Origin of the sequence: Phenylobacterium sp. (genome assembly GCF_030693805.1) — a bacterium.
Taxonomy (GTDB): Bacteria; Pseudomonadota; Alphaproteobacteria; order Caulobacterales; family Caulobacteraceae; genus Phenylobacterium.
Genome location: NZ_JAUXZW010000204.1, coordinates 1 through 18,148, shown reverse-complemented (window position 1 = coordinate 18,148; position 18,148 = coordinate 1). Strand labels below are relative to the sequence as shown.

Genomic DNA, 18,148 nt, shown 5'->3' with positions numbered 1-18,148 from the left:
CTCACATACAGGATGGGAACCTCCAGCTCGTCGTGCAGGCGCTCCAGGTAGGGCAAAACCTCGGCCTTGCGCTGCAGGTCCAGTGCGGCCAGCGGTTCGTCCATCAGCAGCAGGCGCGGCTGGGACAGCAGCGCGCGGCCGATCGCGACGCGCTGACGCTCGCCGCCGGACAGGCGCGCGACGCCACGCTCCAGCAACGGGTCGAGGCCCAGCAAAGCCGTCACCTGGTCGAGGGCGACGGGCTTCACCCCACGGGCGCGCCGGAACCCGAACAGCAGGTTGCGCCGCACCGACAGGTGGGCCAGCAGGCTCGCTTCCTGGAACACATAGCCGACCGGCCGGCGGTGGGGGGCCACGAAAGTCCGCGCGTCCTGCCAGGTCTCGCCGTCCACCACGAGGCGGCCCCCCATGTGTTCAAGCCCGGCGACGCAGCGCAGGACCGTGGTCTTGCCGCAGCCCGAGGGGCCGAATAGCACGGTGACGCCGCTGGCCGGAATATCGAAGGCGATGTCGAGTTGGAAATCGCCCAGCCGGCCCTTGAACGCGGCCTCGATGCGGCCAGAGGGCGTCACGGGCGCAGCCGCCCTGTGCGCCGCTCGATCAGCAACAGGCTGAGCATCACCGTGAAGGCGAAGGCCAGCAGCAGGGCAGAAAGTTGGTGCGCCTTGTCCCACTCCAGCGACTCCACCAGCTTGTAGATCTCGATCGACAACACCTCGGTCTTTCCCGGAATGCCGCCGCCCAGCATCAGCACCACGCCGAACTCGCCGATGGTGTGGGCGAAGGTGAGGATCGCGGCGACCAGGAAGCCCGGCCTGGCCAGCGGCAACGCGACGGTGAGGAAGGCGTCCATCGGCGAGGCCCGCAAGGTCGCGGCGACCTCCAAGGGCCGCTCGCCGATCGCCTGGAAGGCATTGCGAATTGGCTGCACCGCGAAAGGCAGCGAATAGATCACCGAACCGATCACCAGGCCCTCGAAGGTGAAGGCCAGGGTGCGGACGCCGAACGCCTGGAACGGCGCCATGAGCGGGCTGTGGGGCCCCAGCGCGATCAACAGATAGAAGCCCAGGACCGTGGGCGGCAGCACGATCGGCAGGGCGACGAGCGCGCCGATGATCTCCTTCCACCAGGCCTTGCTGCGCGCCAGCCACCAGGCCAGCGGCGTCGCCAGCGCCAGGAGGACCAGCGTCGTCACTCCGGCCAGCTTGATGGTCAGCCAGAGCACCTCGCCCATCGTCTAGCGGACCTCGTAGCCGTAGCGGCGGATGATCGCCTTGGCCTCGCGGCCTTTCAGGAACGCAACGAACGCCTTGGCGGCGACATTGTGGGCGCCGGTCTTCAGCAGCACCGCCTGCTGGTCGATCGGGGTATGGTCGGCGGCCGGCACGATCCAGCGAGACCCCAGGCTGTGGGTCGCCACCTGCGACAGGGCGACGAAGCCCAGCTCCGCCGCGCCGGTGTCGACGAACTGATAGACCTGGGTGATCGACGTCCCGGTCACCAGCTTGGGTGTGAGCTGGCCGTAGAGGCCGAACTTGCGCAGGGTCTCCACCGCGGTGAGGCCGTAGGGTGCGGTCTTGGGATCTGCGATGGCGAGCTTCTCGAACTTTCCAGCCTTGAGCACGGCGCCGCGGGCGTCGACCAGGCCGGCGGTCTTGCTCCACAGCACCACACGGCCGGTCGCGTAGGTGAACCGCGTGCCGGCGACGGCGAGCCCGCCGGCTTCGGCCTTCTGCGGGCGTTCCACATCGGCCGACAGGAAGACCTGGAACGGCGCGCCGTTGGCGATCTGGGTGAAGAACTGGCCCGACGAGCCGAAGCTGAGCGTCGCCTTGTGACCCGTCGCGCCCTCGAACCGAGCGGCGATCTCCTTGGCCGGTTCGGTGAAGTTCGCGGCCACCGCCACCTGGGTCTCGCCGGCGAGGGCCGGCGCGGCGCTGGCGGACATCGCGAAGGCGACCGCAAAGGCGGCGAAGACGAAGCGGCGAGGTGTCACGGGGGTCTCGATGAGATGGATATGTAGCGTCACTAGATAACGCATCTCACGCTGTGCGGCAGCCCCTACGCGAGACCGACGAAAGCACCTCGACCCCGCGTCACCGTTGGGGGAGGTTTGCGCCCGGTATGACGGGAGTTCGACAGATGGCCGCCGAGGACCTGCTCAGCGCCACGCTCACCTTCCGGCGTGGCTTGTCGCGCGTCGGCCTGGACCGCGTGGCGCTGCTCGAGGCGATCGGCGAACTCGGCTCGATCAGCGCCGCCGCCAAGCGTCTTGGCCTGAGCTACAAGGGCGCCTGGGATGTGGTGCAGGCGCTCAACAACCTGTTCGCCGGCCCGCTAGTGAGCGCCAAGCCCGGCGGCCGGTCCGGCGGCGCCGCAGCCTTGACCCCGCGCGGCCAGGCCGTGACCACGGCTTTCCGCCGAGTTCGAGCCGAGATCGAGGCGACGCTCAACAAGCTGGAGAGCAGCCTCGCCGCCGAACTCACCAGCGACCTTTTCTGGAGCCTAGGCATGCGAACGAGCGCCCGTAACGCCCTGCGCGGCGAGATCAGCGCGATCACCCCAGGCGCGGTCAGCGCGGAGGTGACGCTGAAGGTCGCCGAAGACGTCACCATCACCGCGATCCTCACGCAGCGTAGCGTCGCCGAGCTGGAGCTGGCGATCGGCCGACCGGCGATCGCCCTGATCAAGGCGAGTTTCGTCATCCTGGCGCGCGGCGAGGGCTTGCGCACCTCGGCGCGGAACCAGATCGCGGGCGTCGTCGCCGCCCGGGAGGACGGCGCGGTGAACAGCGAGATCGCTGTCGACATCGGCGGGGGCAAGACGCTGATCGCCACGATCACGCTCGAAAGCGCGGAGGCTCTGGAGCTCGCGTCGGGCGTCCCGGTCACGGCCCTGATCAAGGCTCCGCACGTCATCCTGGCCGTCGAATAGCGAACCCTTTCGGCCCTCGCGACGTTCTGTGGTGTGAGCCGCGATGGATGATCGTCGCGCGAAGGCCAAGTGTATGACTCTTCGACACATTCCCTATGCGACCGTCCGCCGGATCGGTGAGGGCGCGGCCGTCGCCGAGGACGGACAGGCGCGTCTGGAGGCGCTGGCCGGCGACGTCCGCGACCGGCCGGGCTCCACAGTCGCTGCAACCCGGAGCGAGGCGCCCGCGAGCCGATCATCCGATCGCCTCGGGCTGGCCGCCGGCGTAATCGCCGCGCTGTTGCTGGTCGCGGCGCTGACCCAAAACATCCAGGAGCCCACGGGTTCGCCAGAGCGCGCGCCGCAGGCGGCCGCCGAACCCATTCGCGCCATGGCCGCGCGCGTCGTCGATGTCGCGCCACCGACGCCTCGTCCCACGCCTCAAACCGCCCAGGCGAGCGTGCTGGCCAAGTCGGAGCCTTCCGCCTCGTCGCCTGCGCGCCTCGCGGCCGCAGCGCCCCTTCCGATCGCCGTCAAGCCGGCCGGACAGGCGGCCCAGCCGGCCGGCGCCGTGATTGCGTCGGCGGCCCCGACCCGCCTCGCCCGCGGGCCCAGCTTCGATTGCCGCTCGGCGGCCAGCCTGGCCGAGGATTTCGTCTGCCTGAGCCCGAGCCTGGGCGCGGCCGACCGGGAACTGGCCCAGGCCTATCGGACAGCGGTGCGATCCGGGGTTCCGGTCTCGCTGCTGCGTCTGCAGCAGGACCAGTGGCGCGCCGACCTGGAGCGCGCGGCGCTCGACGATCCAAACGCGCTGCATGACGTCTATGATGTCCGCATCGAGGAACTGCACGAGTTGGCTACCCAAGCCGCGTCCGGCGAGATCGAGCGCTAGGCGGAGCTTCACCGGACGCACCGCCGTCCAGGAGCTTGAGCACGCGTAGGCCTGCCCGGCGGGTTGCGAGGCGGTTCGAACCGTGGCGATGTCGCGCGGGGAGTCATCGGCGGCCGCTTCGGGACCATCAGGCGCCAACAGGGAAGACAGTCATGAGAAGAGCCGCCATCGTCGCGCCGGTGCGCACACCCGTGGGTCGCTTCCAGGGCGGCCTCGCCAGCCTGAGCGCAGGCGATCTGGGCGCGACCATCCTGCGGGGGCTGCTGGAGCGCACGGGCCTGGATCCTGCGCGGATCGATGACGTCGTCTTCGGCCAGGGCTACGCCAGCGGCGAGGCGCCGTGCATCGCGCGCTGGTCGGCGTTGGCCGCGGGCCTGCCGATCGAGGCGCCCGGCTACCAACTCGACCGGCGTTGCGGCAGCGGGCTGCAGGCGGTGGTCGACGCGGCGATGATGGTGCAGACCGGGGCCGCCGACGTGGTGGTGGCGGGCGGCGTCGAGAGCATGAGCAACGTCGAGTACTACTCCACCGACATGCGCGGCGGCGCACGCGCTGGATCGGTGACGATGCACGACCGGTTGAGCCGCGGCCGGGTGATGTCCCAGCCGATCGAACGGTTCGGCGTGATCAGCGGGATGATCGAGACGGCCGAGAACCTGGCGCGCGACTACCAGATCAGCCGTGAGGCCTGTGACGAGTACGCCGCCATGAGTCACACCCGCGCCGCGGCGGCCTGGGCCGCCGGCCTGTTCGACGATGAGGTGATCCCGGTCTCCGTGCCGCAGAAGCGCGGCGACCCGCTGCTGTTCGAACGCGATGAAGGCATCCGCGCCGATGCGACGCCCGAAGGCCTGGCCACACTGCGCGCGATCGAAAAGGGCGGTGTGGTCACCGCCGGCAACGCCAGCCAGCAGAACGACGCCGCCGCCGCCTGCCTGGTGGTCGCCGAGGACAAACTGGCGGAACTGGGCCTGGAGCCCATGGGCTGGTTCGTGGGCTGGGCGGCCGCCGGCTGCGAGCCGTCGCGCATGGGCATCGGTCCCGCCCCGGCGGTGAAGCGGCTGTTCGCCCGCACCGGCCTGGGCTGGGACGACATCGGCCTGGTGGAGCTGAACGAGGCTTTCGCCCCGCAGGTGCTGGCTGTGCTGAAGGAATGGGGCTGGGACGAGCGCGACCGGCTGAACGTCAACGGCTCAGGCATCTCGCTCGGCCATCCGATCGGCGCCACCGGCGTGCGCATCCTCTGCGGCCTGCTGCGTGAGATGGATCGGCGCAAGGCGCGCTACGGGCTGGAGACCATGTGCATCGGCGGCGGCCAGGGTATGGCGGCGATCTTCGAGCGCGCCTGAAGGTGCTGCAACGAATCGGGGGGGCGTTCCGTCGTTCTAGGCGCTGGTGGAGCCTTCCGCATGGATTGGCGGCGGTCCTGGGGGCTTGGGGAGCGCCATCCAGTGGGTCACCTTACCCGGTAGATCGAAGTGTCCGATGGAAGCGTCCGCGGACGTCTCGAGCAAGCTTGGATCCACGCAACGCACGTCCTCCCCGTTGCTGACGATGATCCAAGGTCCATCGCGAGGCACATTTAGAGCGGGAAGCCAGTCCATCAGCGCACCTGTCCTTCGGCAGCGAGCCTGCTGCGGGACTGAGTGAGTCGTGGCGGGCGCTTTCGGTTCCCGCTTGCGGCGTCAGCCCTCGGCCGCCGTGACCTGGCGGACGTTGCGGTAGACCATCAGATAGCAGGCGATCACCAGCGGCCCGACGATCATCCCGGTGGTCGCCACGCCGTGGGCGAGCGGCCGGGCGACGCCACCCCATAGTCCAGCGAAGTACACCGCAGCGACTGGCCCGATCGACAGGCCAATGAGGTTCGCCGACAGCAGGTACATCGCCATCAGACGCGCGCGCATGCGGCTGGGACCGTAGGTCTGGAAACCCAGAGGCATCATCACCGCCCAGCACGCCCCGCACATGCTGGTGATGAATACGCCCAGCAACAGAACCCGCACGTCGGGCGACAGGGGCGTCAGGGTCATGAACGGAAGAACGATGATCGCCAGGGCGAGTTGGGTGATCGGAACACCGTACAGCGGCTTCGCCCGCTCGATCCGCACCGTCAGTTGCGGGATCAGCAGGGTGCCCATGGCGCCGGCCACGATGCCGATGCCGCCGAAAACATATCCCGCCTTCTCGACGGAAAAGCCGTGGTCGCGGATCAGGATCGTCGCCAGCCAAGCGATCTGGCCGTAGTTGAAGCAGCACAACAGGCCGATGCCCAGAATGAACGGCGCATAGAAGGTCCAGGTGCTCTTGAGGTAGCTCAGCAGCGCCCCGACGCCGGTGGCCTGGTCGAGGTCTTTGGCCGCCACGCGGGGCGGCTCTTTCACCGTCAGGGCGAACAGCAGGCCGAGCGCGATCCCGGGAGCGCCCAGCAGGATCAAGGTCATCTGCCACGGGGCCATGGCGGCGGCGAGCGCCAGCGGCTGGGCGACATGGAGCACTCCTGCTCCGACAATGAAGGCGCCTGACCCGAAGATGCCGCCGATGGAGGCGTAGATCGACACCGGCAGGGCGCGTTTATTCCGCGGGAACATGTCGGCGATCATCGAGATCGCGGCTGGCGAAAGCACGGCTTCCCCGAGCGCGACCCCGGCGCGGCAGATGAACAACGTGGTGAAGTCGTGGGCGAAGGCCGAGGCGGCGGGTCTGCTCGCCCAGGCAGGCGTCACCGGCGATCAGGATATCTTCGGCGCCAAGGGTTTCTTCGACCTGTATGGCGCGGGCGCGCTCGTCGAAACGCCGGTGCGTCGGCGCCTGGGCACGCTCAGCGTCAAGCTATACCCCTGCTGCTATGCGGCGCACCGGCTGATCGCCGCGGCCGTGCAGGCCCGGACGCAGATACCGGAAGGCGTCCCGCCCACAGCCACGATCGAAGTCGCCACGCCATTCGGCGCCACCCAGCCGCTGCGGGTCAGCGATCCGCAAACAGGCGCCGAGGCCCAGTTCTGCGCGGCCTATGCGATCGCGGTCGGGCTGTCGTCAGGCGGGGCGACGCTTGCGGATTTCACCGACGCGGCGGCCGCCCGGCCGGATATGCGCGCGCTGATGGGGCGGATTTCGGTGAGCGAAGACGCCCTGGTCGGGGAGCCGCCGGTCGGCCTCGACCACGGCTCGATACGACTGGCGGTGCGTGACGGCGGCCGCGTCATCGCCTCGGCCGAGGTCGCGCCCTTCCCAGGCTCTCCCGCCGACCCCGCGAGCGCGGAGCAACTCACGGCCAAGATCAGCGACTGCCTGGAGGCCTACGGACAAGCCTCAGGCCGGCGCCTGTCGTTGGCTGCGTTCCAGGCGACGGTGCGCCGGCTCACCGGCGACTGACGCCTGCGGAAGCTACCAGACCTTGTCGTTCTCGGTGACGCTGCGCAGCCCCAATGGAAATGTCCGTGCGTTCACGGTCAACCCGCCGAACGATCCCGACATCGCGCCGCGCATGTTCAGGGCGGTGAAGTCGGCCGGCGGCGTCGACACCTCGTTCAGGCGCGTGAGCTGGTCGGTGGTGAGCCGCACCTCCAGGGCCTGCAGATTGTCGGTGAGCTGATCGAGCGTGCGGGCGCCGATGATCGGCGAGGTCACTGCCGGCTGCGCCAGGACCCAGGCGAGGGCGACGCTTGCGGCGGAGGTCTCGGCCTCCTTCGCCACCGCGAGCAGAACGTCGATCACGTCGAACGCCTTGGGCGTCAGGTTGCGCGACAGCGACGGGCCACGCCCGGCCGATTCCGGGGTCGTGTTGTCGCGGCTGTATTTCCCGCTCAGCGCGCCGGCGCGAAGCGGCGACCAGGGCGTGACGCCGAGGCCGAGTTCGAGCGCCATGGGCGTCAGTTCGCTCTCGACCGTACGCTCCAGCAGGGAATACTCGATCTGCAGTCCAACGATCGGAGCCCAGTTGCGGAACATCGCCGTGACCTGGGCCTGGGCGACCTTCCACGCCGGAGTATCGGAGAAGCCCACGTAGCGGACCTTGCCGCTCTGAACCAGGCTGTCCAGTGCGCTCATCGTCTCTTCGATGGGCGTGAACTGGTCCCACCAGTGCATCCAGTAGAGGTCGATGTAGTCGGTGCGCAGACGGCGCAACGACTCCTCGCACGCCGCGAGGATCGCTTTTCGGCTCGAGCCGCCGCCGTTCGGGTCTCCGGGGCTCATGTTGGCGCTGAACTTGGTCGCGATGACCACGCGGTTGCGCTCGCCTCGCCGGCCCTCGAAATGCTTGCCGATGATCGCCTCGGAATGGCCGAGCGTGTACATGTTCGCGGTGTCGATGAAGTTGCCGCCCAACTCGGTGTAGCGCTGGATGATGGCGGAGGATCCGGCTTCGTCCGATCCGTAACCCCACTCCTCGCCGAAGGTCATTCCACCTAGGCAGAACGGGCTGACGCGAAGGCCGGATCTGCCCAGCGAGCGATAGGCGTCCAAAGGCATGGATAGCTCCTCTTGAGGGTCGTTTGGCGGTCGATGGGTGCGCGGCTCAGGCGGCGATCCCCGCGACCTCTTCGACTTCGGAAGGGGTCAGCACCCAGGCGCCGCCCTTCGCGTTGGCCTGGACCTGCTCGACCCGCGTGGCTCCAGCGATGACCGAAGACACTACCGGCTTGCCCAACAGCCAGGCGAAGGCCAGCTCCAGCACGCTGTGGCCGCGCTCCTGCGCCCAGGCGGTGAGAGCGTCGACCCGGTCGAAGGTCTCATCGACCAGCATCTCCTGGCCGCGCGCCTTCCAGAATGGATTGGCGAAGCGGGTGCCCTCGGCGGCGCCCTGGCCGCGTACGTACTTGCCGGTCAGCATGCCCAGGGCCAGCGGGAAGTAGGGCAGGAAGCCGAGGCCGAAGCGCTCGCAAGCCGGCAGCACCTCGGCCTCAACGCCCCGCTCGAGGATGCTGTAGTCGTTCTGCGCCGAGACGAAGCGGGTCGCGCCGCCGTTGCGTGCGATCCAGTCGGCGTCGGAAATCTGCCAACCCTTGAAGTTGGAGTTGCCGATGTAAAGCACCTTGCCGGCGCGGACGAGGTCGTCGAGCGCACGCAGCGTCTCCTCGATCGGCGCATCGTTGTCGGGTTGGTGCATCTGGTAGAGGTCGATGCGGTCGGTGCCGAGCCGCTTCAGGCTGGCTTCCACGGCGCTGACGATATAGCGCCGCGAGCCGCCGCGGTTGAGTTCGCCTTCTCCCATGGAATTGGCGAACTTGGTGGCGATGACCACGCTGTCGCGTCGGCCCCCCAAGGCTTCGCCGAGGAAGCTCTCGGATTTCCCGGCGCCGTAGGCGTCAGCGGTGTCGAAGAAGTTGACGCCTTGGTCCAGGGCGGCGTCGACCACCGACCTGGCGCGCTCAAGATCGATGCGGCTTCCGAAGGCGCCGCATCCGAGACCGACGGCGCTGACCTTCAGGCCGCTCGCGCCCAATCTGCGAAGCTCCATGGGTACGCTCCTCCCGTTCTGTTGCTGGAGCGTCGCTGGTTGCGCTCAATGCGCGTCTTATAGCTGTCGCCGACCTCAGGCCATGGAAGTCCTGCATCTCGTCTGTCTCCTGGACGCGGTGGGGGCTATGCGGCGGGTTTGCGGAAGGGCGGACGCAACAGGACAGCCGCCCATTCGTCGTCGCTCATCTCACGGCGGCGCTGGGCGCCCTTCTGGGAGTCGGCGCCGACGAACACCCGGGCCGGGGGATGCTCGCCGTGGATGCAGGCGTCGATCGCCAGGGCCACGGCGACGGGATCGCGACCTTCGACGATGGAGCGCCAGCCGTCGACGACCAGGGCGGTCATCTCACCGTACCACGGCTCGCCGGAGTCCTGGCTGGGCGGCCACAGCTTGGCGCCGATCGCGGTGGCGAAGACCCCAGGCGAGACGATGCTGACGCGGATCCCGAAGCGATGGACCTCAGCGGCGAGCCCGAAGCTCATGCCGTCGATGGCGTGCTTGGTGGCGACATAGGTCGTCTGCCAGGCCGTCGGGATGAACCCGGCCCCGGACGACACATTGACGATGCGGCCCGCGCCCTGCCGTCGCATGTGCGGCAGCACGAGCTGGATCAGCCGCAACGGCCCGAAGTAGTTGATCTCGAACATGCGGCGCGCGTCGTCGATGGAGACCTCTTCCAGCGCCGCCATCGTCGAAACCCCCGCATTATTGACCAGGGCGTCGATGCGGCCGGCCTCGGCGACGATGCGCGCGACGAGCGCGGCGGCGGCCGCCGCGTCGGTGACGTCCAGCGGCGCGATGGTGATCGGCAAGCCCGAAGCTTGCGCCGCCTCGATCTCCCCCATCCCTGAAGGGTCGTTGGGGAGGACGGTCGCGAAGACATGGTCGCCACGCTCCGCAAGGACGCGCGCGGTGGCGAGGCCGAAGCCGCTATTGCAACCTGTGACTAGGACGACGCTCATCGCTCTGGCTCCCTGGAAACGCGCTGGCCGCGGGAAACTACGCGCACCAGGCGCGGAATCGCCAATCCCGCCGCGACGGGACGAGATTTCTTCGTCGATACGGCGCGACCCGGTTTTTTCCCACTCCCCGAATAAGCATGTTAGCGGTCATGTGAGCCTGACGGGGACGTAGCGCTGCAGAGCGTGGCGTCTGTGACGTTCTATTCGAGACCAAGGAGTTGAAATGACCGAGGCGCTGATCATTGACGCCGTCCGCACGCCGCGCGGCATCGGCAAGGTAGGCAAGGGCAAACTGGCCCACATGCACCCCCAGCATCTGGCCGCCACCGTGCTGAAGGCTATCGCTGAGCGCAACAAGATCGACACCGCCCAGGTCGACGACATCATCTGGAGCACCTCCACCCAGGTCGGCAAGCAGGGTTTCGATCTCGGCCGCATGGCCGCCCTCGACGCCGGCTATGACGTCAAGGCAAGCGGCGTCACCATCAGCCGTTACTGTGGCGGCGGGATCACCGCGGTCGCCCTGGCCGCGGGCCAGATCATGTCCGGCATGGAAGATCTGGTGATCGCCGGCGGCGCCGAGATGATGTCCTTCACCGGACAGCTCGACCACCCGGACGGCTACTACCTCGACGGCGGCAACCTGCGTCTGCGCGCCGCGCACCCGCAGTCGAACCAGGGCGTCTGCGCCGACGCCATCGCTTCGATCGAAGGCATCAGCCGCGAGGCGCTCGATGCGTTGGGCCTCGAAAGCCAGCGCCGCGCCGCTGTGGCGATCGCCGAAGGCCGCTTCGACAAGAGCCTGATCCCCGTCCAGGACGACACCGGCGCGACGGTGCTGGAGAAGGACGAGTATCCGCGCCCGGAAACCACCGCCGAGGGGCTGGCGCAGCTAAAGCCCGCCTTCACCCGCGTGCGCGACACGCCGGTCGGTGACGACGGCACCACCTTCGGCAGCATGATCCAATCGAAATTCCCGGGCCTGGAATGGGAGCCGGTGCACCATGCCGGCAACTCCTCCGGCGTCGTCGACGGTGCGGCCGCCCTGCTGCTCGCGTCGCCTGAATACGCCAAGAAGCACGACCTGAAGGCGCGCGCGCGGATCATCGCCTTCGCCAACGTCGGCGATTCCCCGACGCTGATGCTGAACGCGCCGGTGCCGGCGGCCAAGAAGGTGCTGGAGAAGGCGGGCCTGACCAAAGACGATATCGATCTTTGGGAGGTGAACGAAGCGTTCGCCGTGGTGACCGAGAAGTTCATCCGCGACATGGATATCGATCGCGCGAAGGTCAACGTGAACGGCGGTTCGATCGCGCTCGGCCATCCGATCGGCGCCACGGGCGCGATCCTGATCGGCACCGTTCTCGATGAACTCGAGCGGCAGAACCTGAAGCGCGGGCTGGTCACCATGTGCGCCGCTGGCGGGATGGCGCCGGCGATCATCATCGAACGCATCTGATCGCGGTCGGGCGGCGATCGCCTGACTGGACCCAGGCGCAGCCCGATCCGGACGTTCGCTCCGGATCGGGTACACGCGCGACGGCGAGCTTCGCTCTCGACACGGCGTGCGGCCGCGCACCAACAATCGACCCGCAAAATCATAACGCGACGGGAGAGAGACGATGGACCTGCAACTCGAGGGTAAACGCGCGCTGGTGACCGGCGGCAGCAAGGGCATCGGCAAGGCCATCGCCCGGCAACTCGCCCGCGAAGGCTGCGACGTGGTGATCGCGTCTCGCACCGCCGCCGACCTTGAGGCCACCGCCAAGGAACTCGCCGCCGAGACGGGTCGCAAGATCGTCGCGATCACCGTCGACACCGCCGACGACGCCTCGGTGAAGGCGCTGGTCGAGGGTGCGGCGAAGGCGCTGGGCGGCCTCGACATCCTGGTCAACAACGCCGCCGCGCCGGGGGGCGTCACCCCGCCGCCCAAACTCGCCGAGATCACCGAGGAGGCCTTTTACGCCGACGTCGACGTGAAGGTGCTGGGCTACCTGCGTTGCGCCCGCGAGGCCGCACCGCACATGATCAAGGGCGGCTGGGGCCGGATCATCAACATCAGCGGCCTCGCCGCACGGCAAACCGGCTCGATCATCGGTTCGATCCGCAACGTTTCGGTTTCGGCGATCACCAAGAACCTCGCCGACGAGCTGGGTCCCAAGGGGATCAATGTGACGGTGCTTCACCCCGGCTCCACCCGCACCGAACGCACGGGCCCGCGCCTGGCCAAGATGGTCGCCGATTCCGGCTCGACCCTGGAGGAGGCCGAAAGGCGCGTCGGCGCAGGCTCCAGCATCGGGCGGATGATCGAGACCAGCGAGATCGCCGACGTGGTCGCCTTCCTGGCCTCGCCGCGCAGCGTGTCGATCAACGGCGACGGCATCGGCGTGGCTGGCGGCTCCAAGGGCGCGATCCACTACTGAACAGCCGCAACGGTGAGCATCACCGCTGGAATTTCGAGGCCGGGACGGCGGCGACCGGTCAATCGGACGAATTTTGCGCCGCCGGCGCATAGAGTCGTTGAGGCGCCAACCCAGATGAGTTTAAGAGAAGCATTCACCTGGGGAGCGCGAACTATGGATGAGAATGAGCTTGTCGGCCTGACCGCCCACATCGTTACGGCTTACGTCGAGAACAACAGTGTGGCGGTGAGCGATCTGCCAAACCTCATCGTCAGCGTTTATTCCGCCATCAATGGCGTGAAAAACGGAGAAGCCGCGCCCGCGCCGGAGACCCCGAAGCTGACGCTTTCGCAGATCAGGAAGTCCATCGGAGTCGATGGTCTGGTCAGTTTCGAAGACGGCAAGACCTACAAGTCGCTGAAGCGTAATCTCGCGACCAAGGGCCTGACGCCTGCGCAGTATCGCGCCAAATGGGGCCTTCCAAGCGATTACCCGATGGTGTCGCCCGCCTACTCGGCGGCGCGCTCGGCGCTCGCCAAGGAAATGGGCCTGGGGGTCGGAGGGCGCAAAGCGATGGCGCAAGCCGCGCCGACGCCAGCCGCGCCCGCCCAGCCGGTGCGCGCAAAGAAGCCCAAAGCGTCGGCTAAGGGTACGCCCGCTTCCTGAGCGGGGAGCGGGACCGCGGGCGGGTTGACCACGGTTTCGGCCTGGCGTCAGGGCCGTGGTAGCCGAAGACACGCTCAGCGGTCTGCCGCTTCCTGGGTCTGTCCACGACCTCGCGCCATGGTCGCCGCCTTGGCGCGCATCAACGCTTCAGGATCTGTGCGGACCGCACGGGCATGCCGGGGTGCGGTCTTCAGGGCGTCGCCATAGGCCTCCCTGTAACAGGCGTCGAGCGCCGCCTTGTAGCTCATCATGAAGGCGAAGTTCCCGTCGGCCAGGTCATGAGCGAGGGCTACGGCCATCGGCATGAGCTGGTCGGGTTCGACCAGATGATTGATCAGGCCGATATCGAAGGCGTGCTGACCGCTGACGAAGTTGCCTGTGAGCTGCATCTCTTTCGCCCTAGGCAAGCCGACCTGATAGGCCAGCCGCACGATGCCCGGACTCGAGGGCATGAGCCCCAGACGCACGTGCGTGTCGGCGAACCGTGCTGCTGGGACGCCGATGGCGAAATCGCACGCAAGCATCAGTTCCAGGCCGCCGGTGATGCAAAGCCCGTTCACCGCGGCGATGATCGGTTTCGAGAAACGGTCGACGGCGTCATACGGATTGGGCGCGTCGCTGAACGGCGCGTTCCCGATCTCGCCGATATCCATTCCGGCGCAGAACGCGCGGTCGCCTGCGCCGGTGAGCACGACGGCGCCGACGCTGTCGTCGGCGTCTGCATCGGTCAACGCCTCAGCGAGTTGCGTGCGCAAGGCGGCCGACATCGCGTTCAACTTCGAGGGGCGGTTCAACGTGACTATCGCGACGCGTCCATCGCGCTCCACGATGACTGGATTTGACACGATCTGGTTTCTCCCTACCGGACGGAACTCGCGACGCTCGCACGGCTGAGGTGTTTCTACACTCGTGAAATTGCAGAGCAAACGAGTGGTGGATAGCGGTGTCGCAAGGCTGAGCCGCGCAAAGCGCCCTTGGCTTTTCGGCCGCACCCGCCGGCTCGCCGCCCATTGTTATGTCGGGCAGGCAACCTTACGCGCGTCTGCCGCTTACACCCTGTGTCCCGGGGGGCGTCTTGTACCAATTGCTCGTCTACTATCCAGACACAAAGGGCGTGGTCGCGACTATCGATGCGCGGAGCGCCGTTGATGTCCTTGAGCTGATCCCGAAGATTTTGTCGGACCACGAGGGGTGTGAGCATGTCGTCGTCATGTTCAACAGCGTCCGCCTGTTCGCTGTCGATTGCGCCGGCAACAGGCTGCCCTAGATGACGAGGACGCCTCAACCGCGGAGCGCTGCGCGAAACATTGCTGCGTTCGCCGCCGTCGCGCTCGCCCTGAGCGCCTGCGCCGGGCGGGCCGGAGATATCTCGCAGGATCCAGCCGTGTCGCGCGGGCGCAAGGTCGCGCAGCAGGCGTGTGCGGCGTGTCATGCCGTAGAGGTCAGCGGCGTCAGCCCACGGGCCAAGGCTCCGGCGTTTGCGAGCCTGGAGATGCGCCACACCGCAGCCCTGGGCGGTCGGATCGAGCAACTGACGCGAACGGGCCACTACGAAATGCCGCCCCTCGAACTGCGACCCGACGAGGTCGCCGACCTCGCGGCCTACATCGCGAGCCTAGAGCCCCGCCGGCGTTGAGCGCGCGGCGGCGCTCAAGCGAGCAGTCCACTGGGCGATCATCGCCTCCTCATTCGTGGGAGGGGCGTCCTCGGCCCGAGTGTTAGGCGACGGCTTGGAACGCAGGATCGGCGACCAGGTTTGACGCGGCGAATCGGCAAATTCGTCGCATGCGGCCGCCATTCGCACGCCTTACGGACCTTAAATGAACTTCTTTATTACCGCCGAGTTAACGACGTGGGGGTGGACCCACACGGCGCTTCACCTCCGCCTTACGTAAGTGCTGCTGAGGAAAGCGTTCAAGTGTCAGTGTATCGATTGCGGGCCCAAGTCTGTCGTGGCGTCAAGATCCGTTCAGCAATCCATCTGATTTCCGTCACTCGCGACCTGTCGAGCACAGCCGCATGATTAGACCGTTACTGATATGCGCCGGAGCGTTGACCGCCCAGAGCGCGCTCGCCCAGCCGCTGGTGGTGAATCCGGGCGCGCAGCTTCAGCAAATACCACCTGCGCCCACGCAGCCGAAAGCGATTCCCGACATTCGGGTCGAGCGAAACGACGCTCGTTCCACCCCGGAGACGGCCGGGCCGAAGTTCGTCGTCAACACGCTGGGCGTCACCGGGGCGACGCGCTTCAGTGAAGCCGAGCTTGTCGCGGCCGCGGGCTTTCGCCCTGGTCTCGAGCTGGATCTGGCCGGCCTGCGGGCGTTGGCGGAGCGCATATCCAGCTTCTACAGCCGGCACGGCTACTTCGTGGCGCAGGCCTATGTGCCAGCGCAGGAGATCCGGGACGGCGCCGTCACGATCGCGGTGATCGAAGGCCGCTATGGCAAGGTCGACGTCAACAACCAGACCAATGTCTCCGACCGCCTAGTGCGCAGCGTGCTGGCCGGCGTCGACGTCGGCGACGTCGTGGCCACGGCTCCCCTGGAGCGGCGATTGCTGCTGCTGTCGGATCTCCCTGGCGTTTCTGTCAGATCGACGGTCGCGCCCGGCCAGGCTGTGGGCGCCTCCGATCTGGTCGTCGCACTGACCCCGGAACGTCGGGTGACCGGGTACGTCGAGGCGGACAACGCCGGAAACGTCTACACCGGCCGCTACCGGGCCGGCGGCGCGGTGTACTTCAACGAGCCGCTTGGTCAGGGCGACGTGGCGAGCTTGCGTCTTCTCACCGCAGGATCGGGCCTGACCTATGGGCGAGCCGCCTACCAGTTTCGCCTGCAGAACCTGACCCTGGGCGCGTCATACGCCCATCTGGACTATCGGTTCGGTCGTCAGTTCAAGGCGCTGGACGCCACGGGGACGGTGGACGTCGCCAGCCTCTACGCAGCCTATCCGCTGATCCGCACCCGGAAGACCAACCTCAACGCCCGGGTGGGTCTCGAGGCTCGATCTTTGGAAGATAAGATCGGCGCCATCGGCTCGGTCTCCGAGAAGGAGGCCCGGGCGGTCATCCTGGGCGTGACCGGCGATCATCGTGACGAGCTCTGGGGCGGCGGCTGGACCACCTATTCGGTCGACTGGTCGATCGGCGACCACGACATCACCACGCCGCTCGCGCGGGCCGAGGACGCGGTCACGGCGCGAACCCAGGGCGGTTACCAGAAGCTCGCGTTCGACGTTGCGCGGCGGCAAACGGTCCGCGGCCCGCTGTCGCTCTACGGCCACCTGCGCGGGCAGCTCGCCTCGCAAAACTTGGACTCCTCCGAGAAGTTCGGCCTCGGCGGCGCCTACGGCGTGCGCGCCTATCCCGAAGGCGAGGCCTACGGCGACCAGGGTTACATCCTCAGCGTGGAAGCCAGACTCGGACTTCCGGCCGCATCGCAGCGCTTTGGCGGCCAACTACAAGCCTCCGCCTTCGTCGACCTTGGTCAGGTCGAGCTCGACAGATCGCCTTGGGGGGGCGCCGACAACGATCGCACGCTCAGCGCCGCCGGGCTTGGCCTGACGTGGTCAGGCTGGCGCAACGTCGTCGTCAAGGTCGAGGGCGCGGTGAAGCTCGGCGACGAACAGGCCACTTCCGAGCGTGATCGCTCGGGCCGCGCCTGGTTCCAACTTTCGAAGTTCTTCTGATGGGCTCCCGCCCGCACCCCAACATCCCTGTCAGTACATGGACCCGTCGCATGCGCGTTAGTCACTTCCACACCGCCGACGCCAGAGGCCGCCGCAGCATTGAACGGAGGGCGTGGCTGAAGGCGACGTCAGCCATCGCGGGCACGCTGGCCCTCGGCTTCGCGTCGAACGCCAACGCCTTGCCGGAGCAGGGCGTGGTGGTGGCTGGCGCCGCGACTATCGGCGGCACCGCGAAGGGCCTGACGGTCAACCAGTCGACGTCCAACGCCGCCATCAACTGGCAGAGCTTCAGCATCGGCGCCGGAGAGACGGTGCAGTTCGCGCAACCGGATTCGCGCTCGGTGACGCTCAATCGCGTGCTCGGTTCCGACGCCAGCACGATCATGGGTCGGCTTTCGGGGAACGGTCAGGTCTTCGTCGTCAACCCGAACGGCGTGCTGTTCGGTGCGGGGTCGCAGGTCAACGTCGGCGGACTGGTCGCCTCGACCCTGCAGATCACCGACACCGACTTCATGGCGGGCCGCTATCGCTTTTCCGGCGCTGGAGCGGGGGCGATCGTCAACCGTGGCTCGATCAGCGCGGACGGCGGATCGGTGGCGCTGCTCGGCGCCCAGGTCAGCAATCATGGCGTGATTTCCGCCAGGCTGGGTTCGGTGTCGCTGGTGGCCGGTAACGCCATGACGCTGGATGTCGTGGGCGACGGCTTGCTGCAAGTCACCGTCGATCAGGACGCCCTCAACGCCCTGGCTGAAAACGGCGGCCTGATCCGCGCTGACGGTGGACAGGTCGTGATGAGCGCCCGTTCCGCCGATCGACTGCTGAAGACGGCGGTGAACAGCAGCGGCGTGATCGAGGCGGTTGGCGTCGAAAGCCGTGGTGGGGTGGTCAGCCTGGTAGGCGCTGCCGCCGATCCGCACGACAGCACCGGCGCAACGGCGCAGCACGCCGAACCCAAGCATGCTCCAGATGAACCGCAACATCCTCCGGTTCACGAGGAACCGGCGCATCCGCCCGCGCACGAGCATCCTCCGGTTCATGAGGAACCGGCGCATCCGCCCGCGCACGAGCATCCGCCGGTTCATGAGGAACCCGCGCATCCGCCGGAGCACGAGCATCCTCCGGTTCATGAGGAACCGGCGCATCCGCCTGCGCACGAGCATCC

Annotated in this window: 19 protein-coding genes; 11 read left to right on the top strand and 8 right to left on the bottom strand. The window is 67.7% G+C overall.

Features of this window, described 5'->3' with window-relative positions:
* From Q8M88_RS08210 to modA, 3 genes are all read right to left on the bottom strand, one after another.
* Positions 1–572, bottom strand: a 572-nt coding sequence (locus Q8M88_RS08210; protein ID WP_305596232.1) for a molybdenum ABC transporter ATP-binding protein, incomplete at its 3' end; no start/stop codon positions are given.
* The gene (gene modB / locus Q8M88_RS08205) at positions 569–1,234 is read right to left on the bottom strand and encodes a molybdate ABC transporter permease subunit (protein ID WP_305596230.1); all 666 of its coding nucleotides are present in this window, start codon (positions 1,232–1,234) and stop codon (positions 569–571) included. The genes modB and Q8M88_RS08210, both read right to left, overlap by 4 nt.
* Before the next feature lie 3 nt (positions 1,235–1,237).
* Positions 1,238–1,948, bottom strand: a complete 711-nt coding sequence (gene modA, locus Q8M88_RS08200) for a molybdate ABC transporter substrate-binding protein (protein ID WP_305596234.1) — start codon at positions 1,946–1,948, stop codon at positions 1,238–1,240.
* A 194-nt stretch (positions 1,949–2,142) separates the two neighbouring features.
* On the opposite strand from modA, the gene Q8M88_RS08195 reads away from it, so the two are divergent.
* The 3 genes from Q8M88_RS08195 to Q8M88_RS08185 all read left to right on the top strand — a co-directional run bounded on the left by Q8M88_RS08195 (position 2,143) and on the right by Q8M88_RS08185 (position 5,154).
* Positions 2,143–2,934 (top strand): TOBE domain-containing protein, encoded by a 792-nt coding sequence (locus tag Q8M88_RS08195; RefSeq protein WP_305596228.1) that lies wholly within the window; start codon positions 2,143–2,145, stop codon positions 2,932–2,934.
* Between the two features lie 73 nt (positions 2,935–3,007).
* On the top strand, positions 3,008–3,805 hold the full coding sequence (locus Q8M88_RS08190) for a hypothetical protein (RefSeq protein WP_305596226.1): 798 nt from the start codon (positions 3,008–3,010) through the stop codon (positions 3,803–3,805).
* Positions 3,806–3,957: 152 nt separating this feature from the next.
* Complete coding sequence (locus Q8M88_RS08185; protein ID WP_305596224.1) at positions 3,958–5,154, top strand: acetyl-CoA C-acetyltransferase; 1,197 nt, start codon at positions 3,958–3,960, stop codon at positions 5,152–5,154.
* Between the two features lie 336 nt (positions 5,155–5,490).
* Here Q8M88_RS08185 and Q8M88_RS08180 read toward each other — a convergent pair whose 3' ends face one another.
* Positions 5,491–6,531 (bottom strand): MFS transporter, encoded by a 1,041-nt coding sequence (locus tag Q8M88_RS08180; protein WP_305596222.1) that lies wholly within the window; start codon positions 6,529–6,531, stop codon positions 5,491–5,493.
* On the opposite strand from Q8M88_RS08180, the gene Q8M88_RS08175 reads away from it, so the two are divergent.
* Positions 6,464–7,180, top strand: a complete 717-nt coding sequence (locus Q8M88_RS08175) for a hypothetical protein (RefSeq protein WP_305596220.1) — start codon at positions 6,464–6,466, stop codon at positions 7,178–7,180. The genes Q8M88_RS08180 and Q8M88_RS08175 overlap by 68 nt on opposite strands.
* A gap of 12 nt (positions 7,181–7,192) precedes the next feature.
* Here Q8M88_RS08175 and Q8M88_RS08170 read toward each other — a convergent pair whose 3' ends face one another.
* From Q8M88_RS08170 to Q8M88_RS08160, 3 genes are all read right to left on the bottom strand, one after another.
* Entirely contained in the window at positions 7,193–8,278 is a 1,086-nt protein-coding gene (locus Q8M88_RS08170) for an aldo/keto reductase (protein WP_305596218.1), read from the bottom strand.
* Between the two features lie 46 nt (positions 8,279–8,324).
* On the bottom strand, positions 8,325–9,266 hold the full coding sequence (locus Q8M88_RS08165) for an aldo/keto reductase (protein ID WP_305596216.1): 942 nt from the start codon (positions 9,264–9,266) through the stop codon (positions 8,325–8,327).
* A gap of 125 nt (positions 9,267–9,391) precedes the next feature.
* The gene (locus Q8M88_RS08160) at positions 9,392–10,231 is read right to left on the bottom strand and encodes an SDR family oxidoreductase (protein WP_305596214.1); all 840 of its coding nucleotides are present in this window, start codon (positions 10,229–10,231) and stop codon (positions 9,392–9,394) included.
* 223 nt (positions 10,232–10,454) lie between these two features.
* On the opposite strand from Q8M88_RS08160, the gene Q8M88_RS08155 reads away from it, so the two are divergent.
* From Q8M88_RS08155 to Q8M88_RS08145, 3 genes are all read left to right on the top strand, one after another.
* Positions 10,455–11,690 carry an acetyl-CoA C-acetyltransferase gene (locus Q8M88_RS08155; RefSeq protein WP_305596212.1) on the top strand — a complete coding sequence of 412 codons (1,236 nt, stop codon included), beginning with the start codon at positions 10,455–10,457 and terminating at the stop codon, positions 11,688–11,690.
* A gap of 163 nt (positions 11,691–11,853) precedes the next feature.
* Positions 11,854–12,654 (top strand): SDR family NAD(P)-dependent oxidoreductase, encoded by an 801-nt coding sequence (locus tag Q8M88_RS08150; RefSeq protein WP_305596210.1) that lies wholly within the window; start codon positions 11,854–11,856, stop codon positions 12,652–12,654.
* Between the two features lie 153 nt (positions 12,655–12,807).
* Positions 12,808–13,299, top strand: coding sequence for a MucR family transcriptional regulator (locus Q8M88_RS08145; protein ID WP_305596208.1), 492 nt, complete (start codon positions 12,808–12,810; stop codon positions 13,297–13,299).
* A 74-nt stretch (positions 13,300–13,373) separates the two neighbouring features.
* Here the strand turns inward: Q8M88_RS08145 and Q8M88_RS08140 are convergent, their stop codons facing one another.
* The gene (locus Q8M88_RS08140; RefSeq protein ID WP_305596206.1) at positions 13,374–14,144 is read right to left on the bottom strand and encodes an enoyl-CoA hydratase; all 771 of its coding nucleotides are present in this window, start codon (positions 14,142–14,144) and stop codon (positions 13,374–13,376) included.
* A gap of 230 nt (positions 14,145–14,374) precedes the next feature.
* Between Q8M88_RS08140 and Q8M88_RS08135 the strand changes: the two genes are divergently transcribed.
* The 4 genes from Q8M88_RS08135 to Q8M88_RS08120 all read left to right on the top strand — a co-directional run.
* Positions 14,375–14,566 carry a hypothetical protein gene (locus Q8M88_RS08135; RefSeq protein ID WP_305596204.1) on the top strand — a complete coding sequence of 64 codons (192 nt, stop codon included), beginning with the start codon at positions 14,375–14,377 and terminating at the stop codon, positions 14,564–14,566.
* A gap of 117 nt (positions 14,567–14,683) precedes the next feature.
* Positions 14,684–14,935, top strand: a complete 252-nt coding sequence (locus Q8M88_RS08130; protein ID WP_305596202.1) for a c-type cytochrome — start codon at positions 14,684–14,686, stop codon at positions 14,933–14,935.
* Between the two features lie 416 nt (positions 14,936–15,351).
* On the top strand, positions 15,352–16,986 hold the full coding sequence (locus Q8M88_RS08125) for a ShlB/FhaC/HecB family hemolysin secretion/activation protein (protein WP_305596200.1): 1,635 nt from the start codon (positions 15,352–15,354) through the stop codon (positions 16,984–16,986).
* Positions 16,987–17,036: 50 nt separating this feature from the next.
* Positions 17,037–18,148 (top strand): filamentous hemagglutinin N-terminal domain-containing protein (locus tag Q8M88_RS08120; protein ID WP_305596198.1); only part of this gene is annotated, 1,112 nt, incomplete at its 3' end.